This window comes from Canibacter zhoujuaniae, assembly GCF_011752015.1.
GTDB classification, from domain to species: domain Bacteria; phylum Actinomycetota; class Actinomycetes; order Actinomycetales; family Microbacteriaceae; genus Canibacter; species Canibacter zhoujuaniae.
In genome coordinates, this window is the sequence record NZ_JAAIKA010000001.1 from 657,926 (window position 1) to 683,536 (window position 25,611).

General features: G+C 54.8%; 17 protein-coding genes and 1 riboswitch. Of the genes, 4 read left to right on the top strand and 13 right to left on the bottom strand.

Going from position 1 to position 25,611, the window contains the following annotated elements; all coding sequences use genetic code 11:
- The first annotated feature begins 62 nt into the window (after nt 1-62).
- Entirely contained in the window at nt 63-1,277 is a 1,215-nt protein-coding gene (gene metX / locus HCQ99_RS03100; RefSeq protein WP_166985570.1) for a homoserine O-acetyltransferase MetX, read from the top strand.
- A 38-nt stretch (nt 1,278-1,315) separates the two neighbouring features.
- Here metX and HCQ99_RS03105 read toward each other — a convergent pair whose 3' ends face one another.
- Complete coding sequence (locus HCQ99_RS03105; RefSeq protein ID WP_166985573.1) at nt 1,316-2,362, bottom strand: hemolysin family protein; 1,047 nt, start codon at nt 2,360-2,362, stop codon at nt 1,316-1,318.
- Entirely contained in the window at nt 2,359-3,738 is a 1,380-nt protein-coding gene (locus HCQ99_RS03110; protein ID WP_166985576.1) for a hemolysin family protein, read from the bottom strand. The genes HCQ99_RS03105 and HCQ99_RS03110 overlap by 4 nt, the downstream gene beginning before the upstream one ends.
- 227 nt (nt 3,739-3,965) lie before the next feature.
- On the opposite strand from HCQ99_RS03110, the gene HCQ99_RS03115 reads away from it, so the two are divergent.
- On the top strand, nt 3,966-7,673 hold the full coding sequence (locus HCQ99_RS03115; RefSeq protein ID WP_166985579.1) for a multifunctional oxoglutarate decarboxylase/oxoglutarate dehydrogenase thiamine pyrophosphate-binding subunit/dihydrolipoyllysine-residue succinyltransferase subunit: 3,708 nt from the start codon (nt 3,966-3,968) through the stop codon (nt 7,671-7,673).
- An 87-nt stretch (nt 7,674-7,760) separates the two neighbouring features.
- Nucleotides 7,761-8,783, top strand: a complete 1,023-nt coding sequence (locus HCQ99_RS03120; RefSeq protein WP_166986540.1) for an agmatine deiminase family protein — start codon at nt 7,761-7,763, stop codon at nt 8,781-8,783.
- A 101-nt stretch (nt 8,784-8,884) separates the two neighbouring features.
- Here the strand turns inward: HCQ99_RS03120 and HCQ99_RS03125 are convergent, their stop codons facing one another.
- From HCQ99_RS03125 to HCQ99_RS03160, 8 genes are all read right to left on the bottom strand, one after another.
- The gene (locus HCQ99_RS03125) at nt 8,885-9,235 is read right to left on the bottom strand and encodes a hypothetical protein (protein ID WP_166985582.1); all 351 of its coding nucleotides are present in this window, start codon (nt 9,233-9,235) and stop codon (nt 8,885-8,887) included.
- A 69-nt stretch (nt 9,236-9,304) separates the two neighbouring features.
- Nucleotides 9,305-10,969, bottom strand: coding sequence for a bifunctional phosphoribosylaminoimidazolecarboxamide formyltransferase/IMP cyclohydrolase (gene purH, locus HCQ99_RS03130; protein WP_166985585.1), 1,665 nt, complete (start codon nt 10,967-10,969; stop codon nt 9,305-9,307).
- Nucleotides 10,970-11,033: 64 nt separating this feature from the next.
- Complete coding sequence (gene purN, locus HCQ99_RS03135; protein ID WP_243854775.1) at nt 11,034-11,618, bottom strand: phosphoribosylglycinamide formyltransferase; 585 nt, start codon at nt 11,616-11,618, stop codon at nt 11,034-11,036.
- A gap of 9 nt (nt 11,619-11,627) precedes the next feature.
- The gene (locus HCQ99_RS03140) at nt 11,628-12,881 is read right to left on the bottom strand and encodes a glycosyltransferase family 4 protein (RefSeq protein WP_166985591.1); all 1,254 of its coding nucleotides are present in this window, start codon (nt 12,879-12,881) and stop codon (nt 11,628-11,630) included.
- Between the two features lie 9 nt (nt 12,882-12,890).
- On the bottom strand, nt 12,891-13,547 hold the full coding sequence (locus tag HCQ99_RS03145) for an ABC transporter ATP-binding protein (protein ID WP_166985594.1): 657 nt from the start codon (nt 13,545-13,547) through the stop codon (nt 12,891-12,893).
- A complete protein-coding gene (locus tag HCQ99_RS03150; RefSeq protein WP_166985597.1) occupies nt 13,540-15,183 on the bottom strand; it encodes an ABC transporter permease in 1,644 nt (547 codons plus the stop codon). Before HCQ99_RS03150 ends, HCQ99_RS03145 begins: the two co-directional genes overlap by 8 nt.
- 2 nt (nt 15,184-15,185) lie before the next feature.
- A complete protein-coding gene (locus HCQ99_RS03155; protein WP_243854557.1) occupies nt 15,186-16,268 on the bottom strand; it encodes a thiamine ABC transporter substrate-binding protein in 1,083 nt (360 codons plus the stop codon).
- A riboswitch (TPP riboswitch) is annotated at nt 16,260-16,369 on the bottom strand. It overlaps the preceding gene by 9 nt.
- A 137-nt stretch (nt 16,370-16,506) precedes the next feature.
- The gene (locus HCQ99_RS03160) at nt 16,507-18,069 is read right to left on the bottom strand and encodes a cell division protein PerM (RefSeq protein WP_166985600.1); all 1,563 of its coding nucleotides are present in this window, start codon (nt 18,067-18,069) and stop codon (nt 16,507-16,509) included.
- 137 nt (nt 18,070-18,206) lie between these two features.
- Here HCQ99_RS03160 and HCQ99_RS03165 point away from each other — a divergent pair, with 137 nt between their 5' ends.
- Nucleotides 18,207-20,393, top strand: a complete 2,187-nt coding sequence (locus HCQ99_RS03165) for an NADP-dependent isocitrate dehydrogenase (protein WP_166985603.1) — start codon at nt 18,207-18,209, stop codon at nt 20,391-20,393.
- Between the two features lie 204 nt (nt 20,394-20,597).
- On the opposite strand, the gene sucD is transcribed toward HCQ99_RS03165, so the two are convergent.
- From sucD to HCQ99_RS03180, 3 genes are all read right to left on the bottom strand, one after another.
- Nucleotides 20,598-21,500 (bottom strand): succinate--CoA ligase subunit alpha, encoded by a 903-nt coding sequence (gene sucD, locus HCQ99_RS03170; RefSeq protein ID WP_166985606.1) that lies wholly within the window; start codon nt 21,498-21,500, stop codon nt 20,598-20,600.
- 23 nt (nt 21,501-21,523) lie between these two features.
- Nucleotides 21,524-22,693, bottom strand: coding sequence for an ADP-forming succinate--CoA ligase subunit beta (gene sucC, locus HCQ99_RS03175; RefSeq protein WP_166985609.1), 1,170 nt, complete (start codon nt 22,691-22,693; stop codon nt 21,524-21,526).
- A gap of 163 nt (nt 22,694-22,856) precedes the next feature.
- Nucleotides 22,857-25,505 (bottom strand): ATP-dependent helicase, encoded by a 2,649-nt coding sequence (locus tag HCQ99_RS03180; protein ID WP_166985613.1) that lies wholly within the window; start codon nt 25,503-25,505, stop codon nt 22,857-22,859.
- Nucleotides 25,506-25,611 lie beyond the last annotated feature (106 nt).

The window sequence follows — 25,611 nt, forward strand, 5'->3', positions numbered from 1 at the left end:
GAAGTCGGGTGTGAGAGCCTCTAGCGCTCTCACACCCGATAAAATTATCTGCTAGAAAGACCATGGACTGGCAAACACACGAAGACTCGGCGCAGGCTGATTTTATTACGGATGCCCAACTGCGGGCACTCCTAGGCAAGCCACCGGTGACGGGAGCCTGGCGCACAGGTGACCCTGTTGGTAATCGAAAGTTTGTAAAAATCGGTGCGTTTGAAACTGAAAGCAAAGAAACCCTGCCCGAATCGGTCATCGCCTATGAGCAGTTTGGCGAGCTCAACGACACCCGGGACAACGCTATTCTCGTCTTTCACGCACTTACAGGCGACAGCCATCTGATCGGCCCGGCTGCACCGGGACATTCAACCGCCGGCTGGTGGGAGGATGTTGTCGGCCCCGGCAAACCACTCGATACTGAAAAATACTGTGTGCTCGCGCCCAACGTGCTCGGCGGCTGCCAAGGTTCAACCGGCCCCTCATCGCTGGCACAAGACGGCACTGAATGGGGCGGCCGCTTCCCGTTTCTCACAATTCGAGACCAGGTGAAAGCAGCTGCCGCCTGGGCTGATAAATTAGGTGTTCACAAATTCGCCGCGGTTATCGGCGGCTCGATGGGCGGCATGCACTCACTAGAGTGGGCGATAATGTTTCCCGACAGGGCTGAGCGCATCGCAACAATCGCGGCTCCCCCGGTGCTGACGGCCGATCAAATAGGGCTGAATCTCGTGCAGCTCGAGGCGATTCGGTCGGATCCAAATTTTCACGGCGGCAACTACTACGACCTACCCCACGGTCAGGGCCCTCACAACGGGCTCGCCACCGCGCGCAGGCTAGCCCTCTTAAACTATCGATCGAACACTGAGTTAGATTCCAGATTCGGGCGCGCATGGCAGTCAACGCTAAACCCCTTAGGTGGCGGCGGTCGATTCGCTGTTGAGTCATACCTAGATTTTCACGGCAATAAATTCACAAGACGGTTTGACGCCGGCAGCTACCTCACTCTTGTGCAGGCGATGAACTCACACGATGTTGGGCGCGACCGTGGCGGTGTTGCCGAGGCCCTAAGCGTTATTACAGTTCCCACGCTCGTGGTCGGTATTCCGTCGGATCGTCTGTTTACTATTGATGGGCAGCATCGTATCGCAGCCGCAGTTCCCGGTAGCCTCACCGGCGAGACGGCATTGGAACTGGACAGCCCCTACGGACACGACGCATTCCTCATCGAGCATGAACGAGTCGGCGCCGCACTGGCTGATCTACTCGACACGCAAACGACATAATCTTCCGGCAGGAATGCGCTAGCGGATCCGCAAGCTAACTAGCTGTAGCGGCGTCGTGTAGTTGCGTCGTTAACCTCGCCCACCAACTCTTCGATAACATCTTCGAGAAACAGCACGCCGAGTTCTACGCCGGTGGAGTCGTGCACTCTAGCAAGGTGAGTGCCTTTGCTCTGCAGTCTGTGCAGCACATCTTCAAGATCCGTATCAGCGTTAACCGTCACCATTTGCCGCCACCTTTTAGCGGGGATCGGCTCAGCAAGACGCTTCTCACTCGTGCGTAAAAGGTCTTTAATGTGCACGTAACCAACAAGCTCACTACTGCTGTCAACAATGAGATAGCGTGAGAACCCGTGCTTTGTGACCGCAGCTTCAACATCGAGCGGTGTTGCTTCTTCCGTTAGCATCACCAACTCATCGCGCGGCACAGCTAGATCTTTCGCCTGTTTATTCGTAAACTCGAAGGCTGCTTTGAGTGCCCCGGAGCGATCTTCGAGCATGCCCTCGCGGGTTGAATTCGCTACGATACTCTCAACCTCTTCGAGCGTGAATGTCGAGTTAGCCTCAGACTTCGGTTGCACTCGAAACAGGCGCAGCACACCGTTCGCAATTGCATTCATAAACCAGATGATTGGCTTCACGGCGCGCGAGAGCGCAACCAGCGGCGGAGCTAACAGCAGCACCGCGCGATCCGGAATCGAAAACGCCGCATTTTTCGGCATCATTTCACCAAAAACTACGTGCAGGTAGGTCACCAAAAGCAGTGTCAGCACAAATGAAATAATCACCACCATGTCGGCGCTAAGACCCGTGGCTTTAAGCGGCACCTCCAGCAGATGGTGAATCGCTGGTTCAGATACGTTCAGAATCAAAAGCGAGCAAACGGTTATCCCCAGCTGGCTGGTGGCGAGCATCAACGTCGCATGCTCCATCGCCCAGAGCGCAGTCTTTGCGGCGCGTGAGCCGTTTTCAGCGTGCGGTTCAATCTGCGAGCGACGTGCAGAAATAACTGCGAACTCGGCCGCCACAAAAAATGCGTTGCAGGCAAGCAGCACAAACAGCCAGATAATTCCAGCCCAGTCACTCATCGTTCCACCTCCCTGTCACGCAGATGCGGCAAAACTATTGTCCCGGTTTCAGTTGACTCACCATTTTCATAGCCCTCAGGCAGCGGCGGCCCCTGATAGCGAATGCGCGCGATACGGCGCCCGTCCATTCGCTCCACGCGCAGTGTTGCGCCATCTGCGAGGGATATTTCATCGCCCGGCACCGGAATCTTTCCAAGCTCTGACAGCATAAAACCGGCCACAGTGTCGTATTCACCGCTCTCAGGGATCACAACACCCGATTGCTGCGCGAGTTCGTCTGGCCGCAGTTCACCAGGAATCAAGAGTTTATCGGCAGATCCGATAATTCCGGTTTGTGCGCGATCGTGTTCGTCGGCAACCTCACCGATCAGTTCTTCAACCAGATCTTCAAGCGTCACAAAGCCAGCTGTGCCGCCGTATTCATCAACCACAATCGCGCACTGATAGACGGCGTCGCGCAGCTCAGCAAGCAGCAGGTCGAGTGGCATAGTTTCCGGCACGCGCGTCACCTCTTCAGTGATCGCAGCAACCGGCACCTCACCGCGCTTCTCCCGCGGAATTGCAATTGCCTGCTTAACGTGCGCAACTCCAACAATATCGTCGCGATCCTCATCTATGACCGGGAAGCGAGAAAAACCGGTCTTACCCGAGAGCTCAATCAGTTCAGGCACCATCTCAAGACGCTGCACTGATTCCATCTTCAAGCGGGGTGTCATCGCATCGGCTGCAGCCAGCTCAGAAAGATGCAGGGTGCGGTCGAGCAGAGTTGCGGTGTCAGCCTCTAAAACTCCCGATGCCGCCGAGTGGCGCACCAAAGAGGCAAGTTCTTCTGCGGATCTCGCGCCAGAGAGTTCTTCCTTCGGATCTATCCCGATGCCGCGCAGCATAGCGTTGGCGCTGCCGTTCAAAACGATAATTGCCGGTTTAAAGATCGTTGTAAAAGCTGTTTGGATCGGCACAACAAGTTTTGCTGTTGCCAGAGGCACCGCAAGCGCAAAATTTTTCGGCACTAGCTCGCCGATAATCATTGACAGCAGCGTTGCAACTGCAACTGCGACCGGAACTGTGATGACCGGCAGCAAATTCTCTGCAACTCCAAGACTAGAAAGCGGTCGCGACAGCATCTTTGAAAACGCTGGCTCCAGCGTATAGCCGGCAAGCAAAGTAGTTAGAGTAATACCAAGCTGTGCGCTTGATAGGTGGGTTGAGGTGATCCGCAAGGCTTTAATAACTGGACCCAGTCGCTTCTCACCGGCCGCTTGCTGGCGTTCCAGCTCATGCCTATCTAAGGCAACTAAAGAGAATTCAGCGGCAACAAAAACACCGGTGCCAAAAGTTAGCACAATCCCGATTATCAGCAGAAGCCACTCGTTCACAGTAACTCCAAAAAGGCCTCGCCACACTGGCAAGGCTTACTACTTCGAGGCAATGAATCCATAACCGTATAACTGTACCTAAATTAGCTGTGAAAATTAACTTTTAGCCACCCACACGACCCTAAATTTTAGGTAGGCTAGACATACGTGTAGGCAAACTCCACTTGCCGCTTAAACACTCGTGGTAATACCAACGCAGCTATCCCCAGCAGAAAGAGGCAGCTACCGTGACTGATTCAGCATTTGGCGCTAACGCCTGGCTAGTCGAGGAGCTTTATAAGCAGTATCAGACCGATAAAAACTCCGTGGATGAGTCTTGGTGGCCTGTCATGGAGAAGGTTACGGCAGCTGGCGGTGACATCGATAAGGTGACCGGCACTTCTTCAGCATCGCCGGCTAGCAAGCCGGCAAGCACCCCAAGCCAGGCACAGCCAACAACTGCTCCTGCAAACTCCGGCCCAGCAGCAACGACAGGCAGCGCCGCACCTACCGCAAATGCCAGTGTTGCTGCAAAAACTACAAATCAGGCACCACGCACCACCCCGATCCCCGCAGACGCTCCAAAAGTAGCTCCCAAGGGCGATGTTGAAGCTGCCGAAGATGTGATCACACCTCTTAAGGGTGTTGCCCGCACCATCTCAAAAAACATGGATGCGAGCCTCTCAATTCCGACCGCAACAAGCGTGCGCACTATTCCGGCAAAGCTGATGATCGACAACCGGATCGTGATCAACAACCACCTGCGTCGCACGCGCGGTGGCAAGGTGTCTTTCACCCATCTCATCGGGTGGGCACTGATCAAGACTCTGAAACAGTTCCCGAGCCAAAACGTCGCATACACTGAGGTTGACGGCAAGCCGGCGCTCGTCACCCCTGCGCACATTGGTTTGGGGATCGCAATCGACTTGCCAAAACCTGACGGTTCACGCCAGTTGATGGTGCCTGCAATTAAGCAGGCAGAGACCCTCAACTTTAATGAGTATCTTGCAGCGTACGAAGATCTCGTTAAGCGCGCCCGTGCGGGCAAGCTCACCGCCACAGATTTCCAGGGTGCAACCATTTCTCTCACGAACCCGGGCGGCATTGGCACTGTGCACTCTATCCCGCGGCTAATGAACGGTCAGGGTTGCATTGTGGGCGCAGGTGCTCTTGAATACCCCGCCCAGTATCAAGGCGCTGCTGCAGAGACTCTTGCCAACCTCGGTGTTTCAAAGACAATCACCCTGACCAGCACCTACGACCACCGTGTGATTCAGGGTGCCGGCTCTGGTGAGTTCTTAAAAATTGTGCACGAGCATCTAATTGGCCAGCACGAATTCTATGAAGAAATTTTCGCTGCTCTTCGCCTCCCATACGCTCCGGTGAAGTGGGCAACCGATATTCATATTGACAGCCACCAGGGCAATGTTGACAAGAACGCGCGTGTGCAGGAGCTGGTTAACTCCTTCCGTGTGCGCGGGCATCTGATGGCAGACATCGATCCGCTCGAATACCAGCAGCATACGCACCCCGACCTTGAGATTGAGAACCACGGTCTCACCTTCTGGGATCTCGATCGCGAGTTTGTAGCTGGCGGTATTGGTGGCCGCAATGTTATGAAGCTGCGCGACATCCTTGGCGTAATGCGCGACTCTTACTGCCGCAAGATCGGCATCGAGTACATGCACATCCAGGATCCTGAGCAGCGGCTCTGGTTGCGCGATCAGCTCGAGCGCCCGTATGAGAAGCCTGGAAAAGAAACTCAGATGCGCATTCTCGAAAAATTGAACGAGGCTGAGGCGTTTGAGACATTCCTGCAAACCAAGTACGTGGGGCAAAAACGCTTCAGCTTGGAGGGCGGTGAGTCGCTGATTCCGCTGCTCGATGCGATGCTCATCGATGCTGCTGAAGACGGCGTTGAGTCGGTTGATATCGGCATGGCTCACCGCGGCCGCTTGAGCGTGCTCTCAAACATTGCCGGGAAGAGCTACGGCCAGATCTTCCGTGAATTTGAAGGATCACAATCAGAGGCCGGTGCCTCCGGTGACGTGAAGTACCATCTCGGCGCTTCCGGTGTATTCACAGCGCCGAACGGCACTCAGGTGCCAATTCACCTGGCCGCAAACCCCTCACATCTTGAGGTTGTGAACGGTGTGCTCAGCGGTATCGTCCGCGCAAAACAGGATCTAAAACCGATCGGTTCGTTCGCCACTCTGCCGGTTCTTGTGCACGGCGACGCCGCATTCAGCGGTCAGGGAATTGTTTACGAAGTACTGCAAATGAGTCAGCTGCGCGGTTACCGCACAGGTGGCACGATTCACATCATCGTAAACAATCAGGTTGGCTTCACAACTCTGCCAATCGACTCACGCTCTAGTGTCTACTCAACCGATGTTGGCAAGACAGTACAGACACCGATTTTCCACGTTAACGGCGATGATCCTGAGTCGGTTGTGCGCGTTGCTGAGTTAGCGTTTAGGTTCCGGCAGAAGTTCCACAAAGACGTCATCATCGACCTGGTCTGCTACCGCCGTCGCGGTCACAATGAGGGTGACGATCCGTCGATGACCCAGCCTATGATGACCTCACTAATAGAGGCGAAACGCTCAACTCGAAAGCTCTACACGGAAGCACTTGTTGGCCGCGGTGATATCACCGAAGAGCAGTACGAGCAGGCAAAGCTAAGCTTCAGAAAGAAGCTCGAGCAGGCTTTTGACGAGACACATGTTGCGCAGACCGGTGTTATCAACACTGAGCTGGAGAAGGCCAAAGAGGTCCCATCTCTTGCCGATGCTGACCCGGTTGACACCGCTGTATCGACCGAAGTTATAGAGAAAATCGGTGACGCGCACCTGAACAAACCAGACGGTTTCACTGTGCATCCGAAGCTTGAACAGCTGATTCAGAAGCGTGCAAAGATGAGCCGTGATGGTGGCATTGACTGGGGCTTTGGCGAGATCCTCGCTCTTGGCTCTCTGCTGCTTGAGGGCACCCCGGTACGCTTCGCAGGTCAGGATGCACGGCGCGGCACATTTGCGCAGCGGCACGCCGCATTCCACGACTACAAGAACGGCCAAGAGTGGCTGCCTCTGCTGAACCTGTCTGAAGATCAGGCTCGTTTCTGGATTTACGACTCACTGCTGTCAGAGTATGCAGCGCTAGCTTACGAGTACGGCTACTCACTGCAGCGTGAAGACGCACTCGTAATCTGGGAAGCACAGTTTGGTGATTTTGCTAACGGTGCGCAGACGGTGGTTGACGAGTTTATCTCATCCGCTGAACAAAAATGGGGTCAGAGTTCTTCAGTTGTTATGCTCTTACCGCACGGCTATGAGGGTCAGGGGCCAGACCATTCTTCAGCACGTATCGAACGTTACCTGCAAATGTGTGCGCAGGAGAACATGATCGTTGCGCGGCCTTCAACCCCGGCAAACCACTTCCACCTGCTGCGTCGCCAGGCATATCAGCGGCCGCGCAAACCGCTCATTGTCTTCAGCCCGAAGTCAATGCTGCGCCTGCGCGGTGCGACAAGCGGTGTCGCCGAATTCACACAGGGTCGCTTCCGTCCGGTGATTGGCGATAACACTGCCGATGCAACCAAGGTAAAGCGTGTGCTGCTCACCGCCGGCAAGGTCTACTACGATCTGAAAAACGAGATTGCAAAACAGGGCGAAGATCGCATCGCTATCGTGCGGCTGGAGCAGTTCTACCCGCTCCCTGAAACGGAGCTGCTCTCTGCGCTTGAGCGCTACCGCGGCGCCGAGTTCGTTTGGGTTCAGGATGAGCCTGAGAATCAGGGGGCTTGGCCGTTCTTGCAGAACAAGTTCCGCCAGATTCCGACGCTCGCCGAAACCCGTGTTGTATCTCGCCCGGAGGCGGCATCGCCGTCCACAGGTAGCGCGAAAGTGCACGCAGTTGAGCAGGAGCAACTGATAGCTGCGGCAACTTCACTGTAAACACAGACAGCACCGCTAAAAGCGATCATAAATATTGTGGATTAACACAACAGAGCAAAAGGAGCACGAGTGACAAGCACTTGGCGTATGCCGATAGAAGGACACAAGCAGGAACGCCTCTGGATGGCGTGGCCTACCGGTGGTTATCTCCTTGGCGACACTGCTGAGTTTGCTGCGGAGGCACACACGACTTGGGCAGCTGTTGCTAACGCGGCGAGTGAGTTTCAAGCTGTCACCGTGGTTGTAAATCCTGGAGATGAAAAGATTGCTCGCAAGTATCTCAGCAGCTCTATTGAGCTTCTGACTGCACCGCTCAACGATGCTTGGATGCGCGACATCGGCCCGAGCTTTGTGCTCGATACAGATGGCCGACTGGGTGCGGTGAACTATGTCTTCAACGGCTGGGGCCAACAGGAGTGGGCAGAGTGGGATAAAGACCAACACATCGGCCGCATCATCGCCGAAGCAAGCGGAGCAACGCTTATCAACTCTGACATGGTGAATGAGGGCGGCGGCATCCAGGTAGACGGCACCGGCCGTGTCATCATCACAGAAACTGTGCAGCTTGATCCGGGTCGCAACCCCGAATACACGAAAGAAATGGTTGAGGCAGAACTCCAGCGCACTATCGGCACCGATAGCGTGCTCTGGCTCCCTCGTGGGCTGTATCGCGATCACGACGAGTTCGGCACCCGCGGGCACAGTGATATTCTCGCTGCGTTTGCAACCCCCGAGGTGCTGCTCATGCATGAGCAGCGTGACACCAGCCACCCAGATCACGAAATCGCACGCAATAATCTCGAAATCGCGAAGAAATGGCTTGCCGAACGCGGTGACAAAACAGAGATTATCACGCTGCCGGCACCGTCTCAGTTGCGCGATGCAGAGGATTTTGTTGATTACAGCTATATCAATCACGTTGTTATCAACGATGCTGTTATCGCTTGCGCGTTTGGAGACGCGGCTGCAGACGATTATGCACAGTCGGTGCTCGGGGAAGTCTACCCCGGCCGCAAGATTGTGGGAATAGACGCCCGCCCGATCTTCGCTCGTGGCGGTGGTATTCACTGCATTACCCAGCAGCAGCCACAAACCCAGGGTGATAACTAGCCCTCTGCGCTAACTGCGCTGTGCGCATAAAAAATCGCCACTTCCCAAACTTTTTAAATAAACAGGTCACGGGAAGTGGCGATTTTTAATCTAATTAAGACCTACCACATCACTGCAAGCGCTACGTTTAGCGCGAGCAAACCGGCAATACCACCGAGCACACCGGCTGATACATTCTCTTTTTTCCGGTTCGCAATCACTAGACCGAAAATTACGAGCAGCACGGCAGTCTTCACACCGATCTTCATGTTGTTCGGTTCGCTGCCGAGGGCGTAAATCAAGCCAACGAGCAGCAGCCCGGTCACCAACAACGCAGTGGTGGCGTGCATTATGCCATTAGAAATAACTGCTTTACCAGTTTTTGCGTTTTTAAACTGGCCAATTAATGCGCCAAAAATAGCACCGAATGATAAAAGATGCAGAACAAGAACAATACTTTTTAGAATAACCATTCTTCTACAGTAACCTTTTCACAGTTTTGACGTGCTCAAAATGAGTAGCTTTAGGTAAGCCTTCCAATACTAGTGGAAGAAGTGACGCTCGCCGGTAAAGTACATGGTTACCCCGGCTGCTTTAGCGGCAGCGATTACCTCTTCATCGCGCACGCTGCCACCGGGCTGCACTACCGCTGTCACACCAGCGTCAATGAGCACCTGCAAACCGTCTGCAAACGGGAAGAAGGCATCCGATGCAGCAACGCTGCCGGCGGCTCGCTCCCCCGCACGTGACACTGCGAGACGCGCTGAATCTACACGGTTTACCTGCCCCATGCCGACACCGACACTCGCGCCGCCAGCTGCAAGCAAAATCGCATTCGACTTAACAGCACGGCACGCCCGCCAAGCAAACTCTAGGTCGCTAAGCACCTCTGGCGCAGCAGGTTCACCCGCAGCAAGCTCCCACTGGCTAGCCGGCTTGAAGCTGCGATCCGCATCCTGCACCAGGAAGCCCCCAGAAACCGGGCGCACCTCAGTCTTTGACTGTGCAAAATCAGCCGGGAGCTGCAACAGGCGCAAATTCTTCTTCTGCGTCAGAATCGCTAACGCCTCCGGGGTAAACCCGGGGGCCACAATAACCTCAGTGAAGATCTCGGCAACAGTCTTGGCCATTTCCTCGGTCACCTCACGGTTCGCAGCGATTACTCCGCCGAAAGCTGACACAGGGTCGCAGGCGTGCGCAAGTTTATGGGCTGCAGCGATCGCATCTGCAGCATCTGCGGGCGCCACAGCAATGCCGCACGGGTTTTGATGCTTAATAATTGCAACCGCTGGCTGCTGGTGATCGTATGCCGCACGCAGAGCAGCATCAGCATCAACATAGTTGTTGTATGACATTTCTTTGCCGTGCAATTGCTCTGCCTGTGCGATACCGGTGGAGTCAAGATCAGCAAACAAGGCCGCCCGCTGGTGGCTATTTTCACCGTAACGCAAAACAGTTTCGCGAACACCGCTGAGATCATATGTCACCACAGCGTTTTCAACCGGCTCGAAAATCACATCAGCGTTGTCTTCGGCGTCATAAGAGTCAACGGCAAGATCGCTCTCACCCCAAGCGTTTTGCTCCTGGTCGAGCATCCAGTTTGCAACAGCACCGTCATAGTTTGCGGTGTGAATAAAAGCTTCGGTCGCTAAGGCGCGACGCTGATTTAGGGTTGTGCCACCGTTTTCGATTGCGGCGATAATATCCGGGTAGCGGGAGGGTGATACAACGATCGCAACATTTGCGTGATTCTTCGCGCTCGCCCGCACCATCGCAGGGCCACCAATATCGATATTTTCGATGATATCTGCGGCTGGTTTACCCGCGCCAACCGTCTCTGCGAATGGATACAGGTTCACAACAACGAGCTCAAATCCGGCATAGCCGAGCTCTACGAGCTGCTGCTGATGATCTTCAAGTCGAAGATCGGCGAGCAGGCCTGCGTGCACCGCTGGGTGCAGAGTCTTCACGCGCCCGTCGAGTGCCTCCCGAAAACCGGTCACCTCTGAGACATCCCGCACGGGGTAGCCTGCTGCACGGATCTGCGCTGCAGTTGAGCCGGTCGAAACAATCTCTACGCCCGCACTGTTAAGCGCCGCAGCAAGTTCAAGCAGCCCGGTTTTATCACTCACCGATATTAGTGCTCGTTTAACCGCAATCTGGTCGCGGTGCTTGTAGAGGCTCGGATCTTTGCTGGCTACTGCCACTGGTGCTCCTTTGGTTTTAGTTTCTTGCGGATCAGCGCTTTGCACACCCGCTTAGTCTCTGGCGCTAAAAATTACGTTCTCCGCGAGCGAATTGGGAGATCACTCGGCCGAGCAGCTGTCGCTCTGCTACCTTGATGCGTTCGTGGAGGGTTGCTTCATCGTCGCCGTCTAATACTGGCACGGCCGTTTGCGCGATAACCGGGCCGGTATCAACGCCCTCATCGATGTGGTGCACAGTAACCCCGGTTTCAGTAGCCCCGGCAGCTAACGCATCACGCACGGCATGCGCACCCGGAAATAAGGGTAGCAGCGCGGGATGAGTGTTTATCAGGCGCGGGCTAAACTCAGCGATAAAATTCGGTGGCAAAATACGCATCAAACCCGCTGACACCACCAGCCCCTTTGCCGCATCGACACCAAATTCTTTAATTTTTTCGGCGAATTCTGCACCCCAAGCAGCACGATCTGTGTAGTCTGACGGCTTCACAATAAAGTTTGGAACACTGTGTGCTTCTGCGTAAGCGAGCCCTGGAGCGTCACAGTCAGCACCTACCGCTACCACCCGAAACGGCGCTCCAGCTGCGGCCTGTTCGAGCAGGGATTTTAGGTTGCTTCCAGAACCGGAGATGAGCACAACAATGTCTAGCACCATTTAATTTTAACTCGCTAACTCAGCCTGCGCATAGACTGCCCGAAGCTTTGCCACGTGATTGGCGGGGTCAAAATCTGTCGCGTCAATGACCGTCGCCTCGCTTGCAGAAATCAGCTTGGCCGGATCGCGCACCAGCTCCACTATTTTTGCGGCCATCTCTGCTGGATTAGGCCCTGCAGCATAGATTCCACTGTGGGTAAGGCCCTCCCGCAGCTGCGGATCGCAGACTATGACCGGTCTTCTAGCGTGCACAGACTCAATAATTGTCACCGGCTGATTGTCAAAACCAAAACTTGTTAGCACCGTCGCGTGCGCAGCGCGCATTTGCTGCGTCACCTCTTCGCGCGACAGTCGGCCGGTGAAGGTTATCGGTAGGTGCGCAGCGCTCCTCCGTGCGGCGTGCTCCAGCGGCCCCGCCCCGATAATCTGCACAGTAAGCGCCGCAGATCCTAAAGTTTTAACAACTGCGTCGATAGCCTGAATAAACTCGAGCACACGTTTTTCTGCGACCAGTCGCCCCACCCAGACCAGACGTAAGGGTGCCTCCACTGCCGTTAGTGGCGCACCAAAATCACTGCGTGTGTTCACGTTCGGTATCACCCGCACTTCACCGACACCGGCAGCGCGCAGTTTATCTGCCTGATGAGCAGACGGTGAAATAGTGACATCTGCCCGGCTCGCAGCTGAGGCGGTTACCTCCTGCAACAGCGCATCGGTGCGTTTATTAGGCCATACCCCGCTGCCGGGGGTTGCTTTTCCGAGCGCTGCTTCCCCGCGGGTTAACCAGTTTATTCCGCTGCGCACCGCAGCGGCGCCGAGCATATCGACCGGCCCTGCAAGGCGCGCCTGCCAGAAGAAAGTGTGCACGGTGTGCACAACCGGAATATCCTCGTCGCGTGCCGCGCTCACCGCGGCAGCAGACAGCCCAAACTCAGAGTGTGTGTGCACGATATCAATGTGCAGCCGCCGCAGGTAGTCTGCAAGCTGGGCGCGCAAACCCGCTCGGTTGCGGATAATAGGAAGGTCAAGGCCTGGCAGCGTTCCAGCGGGTTTAATCGGTAGCGCACTGCCACCCCACTCTTTAACCCAGGCATCGTCTTTGGTGCCGGGAGCGATAATCGTTACACGGTGCCCGTAACCAGCGAGCGCGTGCGCTTGATCTAAAAACGCGCTTTGAGCTCCCCCAAGGTATGACAGGGAATAGTCGATAACCAAAGCGACCCTGTGTATCGGGTTAACGCGAGCCTTAGTTAGTTCCACTCTCTAAGTTTACCCAGCCGTTTGCGTGGCGATATCCTCTATGCGCACGATCCGGTCGGCAACAAGCGCCGCCTCTTCTTTGTCGTGCGTAACAAAAATAGCGGTGGTGTTTTTGAGGAGCAGTTTCAGTTCGGCAGCCAAACGCACGCGCAGGTCTGAGTCGAGCGCAGAAAGCGGTTCGTCCAGCATGAGTGCGGCGGGTTTCGGCGCGAGGGCGCGGGCGAGTGCGATCCGCTGCGCTTGCCCGCCAGAGAGTGTTGAGGGGCGCCGATCCGCAAACCCTGACAGGCCCACCAACTGCAGCATTTCGTTAACGCGCAGCTGCCGCTGCTGCTTTGTAAGTCTGCTACCGTCTGCCTGTTTAACCTCAAGCCCGTATGCGATATTGCCTGCAACAGAGCGATTTTCAAACAACTGCGCATCCTGAAACACCATGCCGAAACCGCGTCGGTGTGGGGGCGTATCAAGCACCGATGCGCCGCACCAGCGAATATCTCCGCCGGTAACTTTTGCTAGCCCCGTCACAGCGCGCAGCAGGGTTGACTTACCTGAACCAGAGGCGCCAAGCAGGGCGATAGTCTCTCCGGAAACAACCTGTAAATTAACGTTTTCAAGCAGGGTGCGCCCGTCAGGGGCAGCAACTTTAAGATCAATAAGTTCAAGCAAAGCTGTGTGCCTTTCTGCTGCTCAGTTCAGCCATCAGCATTACCGTCGAGGCGATAACGCCGAGCAGCACCGCCGCCGCGATTGCGGTGCCGTAGTTAGCATCGCCCGGACGTGACGCTAGTTGACCAATCACGACCGGCAGTGTCGTGCTGCCCGGTCGCACCAAAAAACTGGCTGCCCCGAACTCGCCAAGCGCAATCGCAAAAGTGAAGCCGGCTGCCACTCCCAGCGCGTGACGCAGCTGCGGCAGTTCGACTGTGAAAAGACGTCTGACGCTACTCGCGCCGAGTGTTGCCGCCACCTCAAGCTGAGCTTTGGGAACTCCGCGCAGAATCGGTGTGAGCAACCGCAGCACCAGCGGCAGCGCGCCAAATGTTTGCGCAATTGCGATAACCAGTCCGCTCGAGCGCAGATCGAGCGTTGTGCCCCAGGGGTTGTGCATTGCGAGCAGCATACCGAAACCGAGGGTTACCGCCGAGATTCCGACCGGCAGCATCACCGCGAAATCAAAAGCGGAGACACTGAGTTTCCCGAACCTGGTTGCTGGGCGACGCGATGCCAGAATTGCCGCGGGCACAGCTAGCACGAGCGTCAAAACAGTGGCTATTGCCGCTAGCCGCACAGAAACAACAGCCGCATCGAGCACCGAACCACCAAAATTATTCATCGGGGTTGCAAGCGCACGATAGTTTTCAAACGTCCATCTGCCGTCCCGTTTCACTGAGCGCACGAGCAGCCCGATGATGGGGGTAATTTGCAGCACTGCTAAAACGGCCAGAGTGGCAACAAGCAGCGGAATATCCGTCACAGTAATCTGGCGCGCCTGCGAGACAGTGAGCTTTAAACCCTCACCGCGGCGACGCATCCGATGCGAGAGAGCAAGAGCGGCTGCGACAATAACGCACTGGAGCAGGGTCAGCGCGATAGCGGTTTCAAAGTCGAGGAACACTGTCGCGGCGGTGTATATTTCACTCTCGAGATTCGCAAATTTACGCCCGCCAAGAATCAGCACAATGCCAAAACTTGATGCACAGTAAAAGAATACAAGCGCTGCGGATGAGGCGATGGCCGGCAGCAGCTGCGGGAGCGTTACTGTGCGAAATGCCCGCCACCGGCTAGCGCCGAGCGTGCGGGCTGCTTGCGTCAGTCTCGGATCAAGCACCTCCCAGAGGGAGCCAGTGCTGCGGGAGATGAGCGTGATGTTAAAAAACGCCATCGCCATTAAGACCAGGATGAAACTGCGGTCAAGACCGAGCCACTCAAACGCACCACCCGGCCCGTAAAGAGCGCCGAAGGCGAGAGCCACCACCACCGTTGGCATAATAAACGGGATCATTAATAAACCCCGCAAAAGACGCACCCCAGGAAACCTGAGGCAGTGGGTGACAAACCCCGCAGGCACACCAATTACAACCGATATCATCGTTGCGCCGAGCGCCTGCAGCAGGGTGTTGCTCAATACTTTTAAAGTGCGTGCCTCGGCAAACACCGCCGCCGCGCTAAGCGGATCGCCGAGCCCGCGCGCGAGCAACACCCCGAGCGGCCAAAAGAAAAACAGCCCCAACAGCGCTACTGGAATTGTCGCCAGTAACACCCAAAAAATTAGGGTGCCAAGCTGTTGGAGCTGTTTTTGCATGCCTACTCGCTGAAGTTGTTCAGCCAGTCACGCACCCACGTTTCAATTTCTTTGCCAACGCGTTCTGCAGGCACATTCCAGCGAGTAGTTGGACGCGGTGCAAACTTTGCCCACTCTTCTGGCAGCTCGACAGAATCATCAACCGGGTACATGTACATGGTGTCTGGAATGGTTGCCTGGAATTCACCGCTCACCATGTAGTCAATCACGGCTTTCGCACCCGCTTCGTTAGATGCGCCGGCAAGCACACCTGCATACTCCACAACATCGGTGCATGTTTCGAGCAGCGCTTTGGTGCTAGATTCTGTGCCCTCATCGTTTACGGTCCAAGCTGGGCTTGACGCGTATGACAGCACGATTGGGAATGTGCCGTTTTCGCCGCCCTGAGTGAACTGACCGTTATAAGCTGCTGACCAGCCCTGTTCAAGGCGCGCACCGTTGTCTAGCAGCTGCTTCCAGTAATCGAGGTAGCCTTCTTCACCAAATTTAGCAACCGTTCCAGCTAGCAGTGCGCGGCCCGTATCAGAAGCGCTCGGATCGATGATAGCGGTGAGTCCTTTGTAGGTCTCTGCTGTTAGGTCTTCAAATGTTTTCGGCTCAGGAATACCCTTTTCCACAAACCAAGCCGGATCTATGTTGAAACACACCGAACCCTCATCGATAGGGGTTATGCTGTCAGCTTTATCAAACGCGAAATTAGCGGCGTTTGCTGACTGCTTCGCAGGCTTGTACGGCGCAACTGCGCCCTCTTCCACCAGTTTCGCCGCACGCAGGTTGGTCACGCCAAAGAATGCGTCAGCGATTGGGGCGTCTTTAGTCAAAACAAGCTTGTTCGCCAGCTCAGAGCCATCACCAGTTTCAACAACCTTCACATCATAACCGGTGGCTTTGCTCGCAGCGGCAGCAAATTCGTCACCGGGAAAGCTGTCGTGCACGGCTATTGTCACGGTTTTAGCCGCATCGCTGCTACTAGAGTCATCTTGAGAAGCGGTGTTGCCCGCGTTGCCCTGCGCGCAGCCGGCCAAAAGAACGGTTGCTCCCAAAACAGCAAGAATTGCGGTTCGATTGCGATATACGTATGCCAAAATATTCCTTCCTACGCTGGCATTACCCAGATCAGGTTTAACGGTCAGAGCAATAGGCGCTCTCTCTCAGCCCTCCAGTTAAGGCTCCCGTGCTGCTTCAAGTTGAAGCACTACAAAGTTAACACACTTCCCATGCTTGTATGCGCACTGAGCTGATCCATTCTCAGACAGTGTGCAAAAATTATCGGATCCTTAATTAACCAAAGCGCTCTAAGCACTCCTACGGGCTTTGGTCTTTTTAAGCGCGGTCGTTTTTGTTCCACTCAAAGTTGCGCAGCAGTTCTGCAGTGTCATACTGTTCCTGCTCTTGGCCGACCACTTCGTCGAGGCTCTCATACTCCCCAAGTTCGGCGCTGTCATCTGAGTGCTCAGACGCGGTGTCGTTGGAGACCGGCGCATCCCGTTTAGATTCACGATCCTGCTCTGCTAGGAAATCCTCCCGCGCTCGTGCTGCAAGCAAACCGAATCCCGAATCGACATCTGTTGTGTCAAGCGGCTCAGTTTCCAGCGTCTGCGCCTCATCTGTTTCTGTCAGAGAGCGGCGCCTAAAACTTGTGAAAAATGTTCCAGTCTCCGTTAACTTTGTGAGCGGCGATGAGCGATATGCCCAAGCACCAAACGCTACACCGATTAAAACTTCAACCGCGATAGCGCTAGCAGCGCTAACCGGATCGCTGCCTGTGTAAACCAAAGTTCCGGGGCCTAAAGACCCTCGAGCGATTCCGAATAGGATAAACCCGCAAACCCACGAGAGCGCAGCTACCAACAGCGCCGTAGCCAGGCGCTGCCCTGGGGTCAATCCTTTCAAACGCGATCTAAAAAGCAGTGTCATGCTCAGCGCAACCACAGTTACGATGAGCGGGGCGACAATGCCAAAGCTGCCCCAGTCTGCTGGCACCCACGCAAAAATTGGTAACGCGGGCAGGGGCCCTGAGGCAAGCTGGAATGGTGAAAACAGGGTTGCTTCGCCAATTGAGAACCCGACGCCAGAGACCCACGCAAGAGCCCAAATGAGAGCAACTGGCAAAAACAGCAGCTGCGCAAGAAAACTAATAATGACGCCCATTAGATCAAAGTGCAGGCTTTGGCTTAAGCGCACATAATCAACGAAATTAATAGCGATATTAAAGAACAGCAGCAGAGCGCTGAGCGCAACCAGGCCGAGCGCCACAGCAGCAAAAATCACTGCGGCGTTACCAAACACCTGCGATATCGAAAATGCTGCCTGCTGCTGCACCCCAAACTTGGGCAGTATTTTTTCTTCTATGAGATCAGGCAGCATCTCACGGGCTGCCCACAGCACACCACCAAACAGTGCCATTAAAAACAACCATAACGGCCTGAATGCGAGCATCCACATCGAGTGAGGCGAAAGGGAATACGCCAAAGATGCCGCAATAGTTGAAATTAAAAGAAAACCAGCTGCGGCCGATCCGCACGAAATAAAGAGCTGCGCAGGGTTCGCGCCACCCGCCGCGTGTATACGGCGACCTGCCCGCACTCCCCCAGCAACAGTGAGGCAGGCGATGCCGAGCAGCGGTAGAGAGAGGGGGAAACGTACCGCCTCTTGCCCGGCACCGATATCAACTATCTGTTGGGCGGTGAAATCAAACTGCAGCGGTGCACCGTGCCCCCACAACCAGGCGCCAGAGACCAGTGCGGCTACAACCTCAGCACCCGCTGCGAGCTTGTAAGTGATAATCCACAACAGTGTGGCCGGCACCGCAATCACCGCAAGCCCTGACAGAGCTACTGCGAGCGCTTCAACAGCTGCTGCGATTGCGGCTAATAAGTACTTCATTAAACGCAGTTTACCGGGCCAGCACTGGAATGTGGATCGGGCGTGCGGCAGCTGCTAAGGAATTCGCGGTAAAATCTTGATGTCAAACTAGTTTGCGCATCAGCGCCGGCTTGCAGGCTTAACTTAAGGAGCTTTCTGTGGCACGTATCATCTACACCTATACCGACGAAGCGCCGATGCTGGCAACACACTCATTTCTGCCGATTGTGCAGGCGTTCGCAAAAACTGCGGACGTAGAAGTAGCCACCCGCGACATTTCGCTCGCCGGCCGCATCCTCGCCGCTTTCAATGATCTGCTCCCGGCAGCACAGCAGGTGCCCGACGCTCTCGCAGAGCTTGGTGACCTGGCAAAAACTGCGGAAGCTAACATCATTAAACTGCCCAACATATCTGCCTCTGTGCCGCAGCTCAAAGCAGCAATTGCTGAGCTGCAGGAAAAAGGTTTTGAGCTGCCTGACTATCCAGATGAGATAGAAAGCGATGCTGATAAAGATGTGCGCGCCCGCTATGACGCGGTGAAGGGCTCTGCTGTAAACCCGGTTTTGCGTGAGGGTAACAGCGACCGACGCGCACCTAAAGCAGTGAAGGAATACGCTAAGGCGCATCCGCACACTATGGGTGAGTGGTCGACCGAGTCAAAGACGAATGTTGCGACAATGGGCGCTGACGACTTTGCGAGCAACGAGAAGTCGGTTACCTTCGATGCTGCTGACGAGCTTGTTATTCGTCACCGTGCAGCTGACGGCACAGAAACTGTTTTGCGTGAAGGTCTGAAGGTGCTTTCCGGCGAGATCTTGGACGCAACGTTTATGAGCGTGGCACGGCTTGATGACTTCCTTGCTGCGCAGATCAAACGCGCTAAAGAAGAGGGTGTGCTGTTTTCGGTGCATCTGAAGGCAACAATGATGAAGGTTTCTGACCCGATTATCTTTGGGCATGTTGTGCGAGCCTACTTCGCTGAGACCTTCAAAAAATTTGGTGCTGAGCTAATCGCCGCAGGTCTGAATGGTGAAAACGGCCTAGGTGCGGTGCTCGCCGGCATCCAGGGCTGGGAGAACGAGGCCGAGATTCGCGCCGCAATCGATGCCGATCTTGCAAACGGCCCAGCTCTTGCAATGGTAAACAGCGATAAAGGCATTACAAACCTGCACGTTCCGAGTGACGTTATTGTTGATGCTTCGATGCCTGCCATGATCCGCTCCTCCGGTCAGATGTGGAATGCAGCAGGCGCGCAGCAGGACACTCTCGCGGTTATTCCAGATTCTTCATATGCTTCGATTTACCAGGTGGTTATCGATGACTGCCGCAAGCACGGAGCCTACGATCCGCGCACCATGGGCACTGTGCCAAACGTTGGTTTGATGGCCAAGAAAGCGGAAGAATACGGCTCACACGACAAAACCTTCAAGCTTGAATCTGCCGGTGTGGTTGAAGTTGTGAACCAAGCAGGCGAGGTTGTGCTGTCGCACGAGGTGGCAGTCGGTGACATCTGGCGCGCCTGCCAGACCAAAGATGATGCGGTGCGTGACTGGGTAAAACTCGCTGTCACCCGTGCTCGTGCGTCTTTGACCCCCGCAGTGTTCTGGCTCGACAGCAGCCGTGCACACGACGCGGAACTCATCAAAAAGGTAGAGGTTTACCTCGCAGATCACGACACCGACGGTCTCGATATTCAAATTCTTGCACCCGCGGCTGCTACCGCTCTCTCTGTCGAGCGCATTCGTCGCGGCGAAGACACCATCAGCGTGACCGGTAACGTGCTGCGCGACTACAACACCGACCTTTTCCCAATTCTGGAGCTCGGCACCAGCGCAAAAATGCTTTCGGTGGTGCCACTGCTTGCCGGTGGTGGTCTCTTCGAGACGGGTGCGGGCGGATCAGCTCCGAAGCATGTGGAACAGGTTGTTACCGAGAACCACCTGCGTTGGGATTCACTCGGTGAGTTTATGGCGTTAGCAGAGTCTTTGCGACACGCTGGCGCAGACTCTTTAGCGGACGCACTTGAAACAGCAACCGCCCGCTTCCTGAATGAAAATAAATCACCTTCACGTAAGGCTGGTGAGCTCGACAACCGTGGCAGCCACTTCTGGCTGACTCGCTTCTGGGCTGAGGCTGCAGCAGAGTCTAACGACGCTGAGCTTGCCGAAAAACTGGCTCCTGTTGCTGAGCAGCTGATTGCTGACTCAGAGACTATTGAGACTGAGTTGCTTCAGGCGCAAGGTGAGGCCGCTGACCTCGGCGGATACTACAGGGTAGACGCCGCTAAAACTGATGCGGTAATGCGCCCAAGCGCCACGTTCAACAAGATCATCGATTCGATCTAAAGCCACAGCGGCTAGGTCCTTAAAGGGAGCGGGGTTCGTTTTAAGAATCCCGCTCTTTTTATTACCCTGCACCGCTGAAGACTCAACAAAGCTCGAAGAAGTTAGAACGTGTTTGAAACGCGAAAATGGCGGTTCGGGTGTTTCCGAACCGCCATTTCATATTCGGAGCTGGCCACTCAGGTGGCGCCCCGATCCTATATGTGTTTAGAGTGACGCGAAGATCTCTTTCATGAGGTTCGCGGTTTCAGTTGGTGTTTTACCGACCTTTACTCCAGCTGCTTCGAGAGCTTCTTTCTTTGCCTGCGCTGTGCCGGCAGAGCCTGACACGATCGCACCGGCGTGCCCCATAGTCTTACCTTCGGGTGCGGTAAAGCCTGCAACATAGCCAACCACCGGCTTAGTTACATTCTCTTTAATGAACTCAGCTGCGCGCTCTTCTGCGTCGCCACCAATTTCGCCAATCATCACGATGGCTTTGGTCTCTGGGTCAGCTTCAAACGCAGCAAGTGCGTCAATATGGGTTGTGCCGATAATTGGGTCTCCGCCGATACCGATGGCGGTTGAGATACCAATCTCGCGCAGTTCGTACATCATCTGATAGGTCAGAGTGCCTGACTTTGACACAAGACCGATCGGGCCTTTCCCGGTAATGTTTGCCGGTGTGATGCCTGCGAGAGCCTCCTCAGGGGTAATAATTCCCGGGCAGTTTGGGCCGATGATACGAGTTTTGTTGCCCGTCGCTTTCGCGTGAGCCCACAGTTGTGCAGTATCTTTTACCGGCACACCCTCGGTGATAATCACCAGCAGGCCGATCCCTGCATCAATAGCCTCAATTGCAGCGTCTTTGGTGAAAGCAGGTGGCACAAAAGCGACTGACACGTCTGCGCCGGTCTGTTCCATCGCTTCTGCAACCGTTGCGAAAACAGGCAGTTCAACTGTCTCACCGGCTGCGTTTACGTGTGACACAGTGGTTCCAGCCTTACGGGCGTTAACACCGCCAACAATGTTGCTGCCTGCCGCAAGCATACGCGCAGTGTGTTTGGTTCCCTCACCGCCGGTGATACCCTGCACGATGATCTTTGAATCCTTAGTTAGGAAGATAGCCATTTTCTTAAATCTCCAAAAATCTCTTAGCGGGCGTTCGCGAGCTCAGCTGCCTTGTCGGCGCCCTCGTCCATAGTTGGCATCTGGATCACAAGTGGGTGGTTTGCTTCGTTGAGGATACGGCGCCCCTCTTCAACATTGTTGCCGTCCAGGCGCACAACGAGTGGTTTGTTTGCCTTATCACCGAGTTTTTCAAGCGCACCAACGATACCGTTTGCCACAGCATCGCATGCGGTGATGCCACCAAAAACGTTTACAAACACACTCTTTACCTGCGGATCGCCCAGGATGATATCGAGCCCCTGAGCCATAACCTCAGCTGATGCACCGCCACCGATATCGAGGAAGTTTGCTGGCTTCACACCACCGTGATTTTCACCAGCGTAGGCAACCACGTCAAGAGTTGACATCACAAGACCCGCACCATTACCAATGATGCCGACTTCACCGTCAAGTTTCACATAGTTGAGGTCGTGCTCTTTAGCCTTCGCTTCGAGCGGATCGGTGGCGGCCTTGTCTTCGAGCGCCGCGTGCCCCGCCTGACGGAACTCTGCGTTCGCATCAAGCGAAACTTTGCCGTCAAGCGCAATAATGTTGCCCTCTTCTGTTAGAACAAGCGGGTTCACCTCGACGAGTGTTGCGTCTTCTGACTCATAAACCTTGTAGAGCTTCACGAAAACGTCTGCAACCTTCTGCTGCAGCTCCTCTGGGAAGTTCGCGGCTTTCGCAATTTCGAGCGCCTTTTCGGCGTCGATGCCTTTGATTGGATCAATCTCAACACGCGCGAGTGCTTCTGGCTTCTCTACCGCAAGCTGCTCAATCTCCATGCCGCCCTCAACAGAGCAGAGGGATAGCAGTGATCGGTTAGCGCGGTCAAGCAGCACTGAGAAGTAGAACTCCTGCGCGATGCGCGCACCTTCGGCAACCATCACGCGCTTTACCTCATGACCCTTAATGTCGAGCCCGAGGATCGCTTCTGCCGCGGCGTGTGCTTCGTCTGGATTCTTCGCAACTTTGACGCCGCCAGCCTTACCTCGGCCGCCCGTTTTCACCTGAGCTTTCACGACGACCACTCCGCCGCCGAGCCGTTCAGCGGCTTGACGCGCCTCGTCTGGAGTGTCTGCGATAATTCCGGCAAGCACTGGCACATCATAGGACTCGAACAAGTCTCGTGCTTGGTATTCGTATAGATCCACGCTATTCCAATCAATTTTTGCCGCGCAGACAATTGCCCGCACTGGCAATGGTTTGAGGTTTCTTGCCCTCTCAGTTTACACCGGCTAAGACTTGAATTTCTGCCGTTGTAACGGCTTTTATCTGTGAAAACTATTAGAGGTTTAAGCCTCTCTAAGGCGAGCTTTACTGGTCGAGTTTGCGCATCGGAGCGAGCGACACGAGCAGTTTCTTTTCACCGACTTCTGGGAAGCGCACGAAGGCCACCTGTTTTGCACCGGTTCCCGCAAGTTTAAAGACCTCGCCGACACCGTACATATCGTGCTCAACGCTATCGCCGACGGCTAGATTAACCCCGGCAGCTGCTGCTTTACTCGGGTCGATGATATTCGTGAAGCCCTGCCCCTTCGCCAGCCCCTGTCGCGCTTCTCGCTTGCGCTCTTCCCACTTAGCTGTTGCGCTATTATCGCCGCGCACACGACCTCGTCGCTGACCCGCAGATTTTTGTGAGAGACGTCTAGAATACCCGAGCGAGCTGTCTGCGTCACCGCTCCAAACATTTTCGGAAGATCTACCAGAACCCCAACCGTAGTTTGAATTTTCGGATCCACCCCAGCCCTCGCCGCTGCTAGTCGCCACCGCGCTCGACCACCCGCCGCGAAATCCGGTCGAGCCTGAGACTTCATCAATATGTTGGCGCCAAACTATCAGATCTTCGGGAATATCATTCAGGAAACGAGATTCAGCTGTTGGGTGCGTTTCACCTGTGTAGGTATCCCTGGTTGCAGCCAGGGTAATGTAAAGCTGCTCTTTTGCCCGCGTGATACCAACGTATGTAAGACGCCGCTCCTCACTGATTCCGCCGGGCTCTTCAACACTTGTTGCGTGCGGCAGCAGCCCCTCCTCGAAACCAACAAAAAACACTGTCGGAAACTCGAGCCCTTTGGCCGAGTGCAGTGTCATCAACGAAACTTCACCAGAACCGTCTTCGCTCTGCCCGCCGTCTGACACAAGCGCAACCTCTGTCAGAAAATCAATCAGGGTTGCCTCGGTGTTTTCTGCATCGAACTCATTGGCGTGCAGCATAAACTCTTCCACGTTTTCGGCGCGTGCATGCTCCTGCGGGTCAGGTTTTGCTTTCAGCTTTTCAACGTATTGGGTTTCTTTCATCAAGTACTCAACGATGGCGCCCGCACCTTTTGGTTGCAATTCTTTTTCTGCGTTTCCGAAAGCCATCTCACTAGCGGCGGCAAACATTTCGCCAAGCGCCCGCACGGTTTTCAACTTTTGACCGGTGATCCCCGGAATCTCAGCTGCTCTAAGCATTGCCTCGTGGAAGCTGATGTCGTTTTGCTCTTGAAACATTGCGATGGCCGCCTCAGCTGCCGGCCCGACACCCCGCTTGGGGCTTGAAAGCATTCGAGACCAGGCAATTGGGTCGTACGGATTCACGACGCAGTGCAGGTAAGCCAGCACATCCTTAACCTCGGAACGGTCGTAAAACTTCGTCCCCCCAAACACACGATATGGGATTGCAGAACGCACCAAAGCCTCTTCGAGCACACGCGATTGGGTGTTGGTGCGATACAAGATTGCAAGATCGCCGTATGCACGGCCTCGATTTGCCAGTGTCTCGATTTCATCGGCAACAAATCTTGCCTCATCTCGCGGTGAGTATCCCGCAAAACCTTGAATTTTCTCACCGTCACCCAGATCAGACCAGAGCTTCTTGTCTTGTCTATCGAAGTTGTGTGAGATTACAGCGTTTGCGGCTGACAAAATATTCTGCGTTGAGCGGTAGTTTTGCTCTAGCACCACCACCTCGGCGTCAGGAAAGTCTTGCTCAAAGTCTTGGATATTGCGAATGTCAGCACCGCGGAAGGAGTATATTGACTGGTCTGAATCGCCCACAACGGTCAGGGCGGCAGAGGGAATTTCACCAAGTTCGTTCAGCTCAGCCACTCTGACCGGCGGCTGTAAATGATCCTGATTTTCTCTTCTAATTGGTTTTGTCAGCTCACTGATTAGCGCATACTGTGCACGGTTAGTGTCTTGATACTCATCAACCAAAATCCACCTGAATCGGCGTTGATAGCGGGCCGCCACGTCAGGAAATGCGCGAAATAGATGCACAGTTTGTGCTAACAGATCGTCAAAGTCCATTGCTCGAGCACGCCTAAGGCTCGCTTCATAATCGGTGAAAAGCTGCGCAAACATAGCTTCACGCGGGTTGCTCATATCAGCTTCTCGCGCCACATCTGAAGCATCACGTAGCTCACACTTGGCTTTTGAAATGCGACTCAACACACTGGCCGGCTTAAACCCAAACACATCCGCAGCGTGCTGCTTAATGAGTGATTTCATCAACGCACGAGTGTCGCCTGTGTCATAGATGGTGAATCCTGAGTTGTAACCAAACCGTTCAGCTTCTTTTCGCAAAATGCGCACACACGCTGAGTGAAATGTGCTGATCCACATGCGTTCAGCTTCTTTGCCAAGTAGCGCAGCTAACCGTTCTTTCATCTCAGCTGCCGCTTTGTTGGTGAACGTAATTGCAAGAATTTGGCTCGGCCACGCATCACGCTGTCGCACTAAATGTGCAATGCGGTGTGTCAACACCTTTGTTTTTCCGGACCCTGCGCCGGCCACAACCAAAAGCGCTCGAGAGCGAGACTCAACCGCACGCCGCTGCTGCTCATTAAGCCCTGCCGTCAGGCTCTCGCCATTACCTAAAAACTGCTCCCAACCGCTATCGGATGCGGATGCAGTAGCGCCAACGCGCTCACCCCATAAATTAAGAGCGCCGCTGTCTTCCGGAATGGTGAAATCTGTCATGTATTCAAGTCTATGAGAGTGGTCTATGACTTTATCTCGGACTTAAACTATCCAGCCGCATCTCCGCCCCTCTTATACTGTCGACGCATCCGTTATTTATCACCGA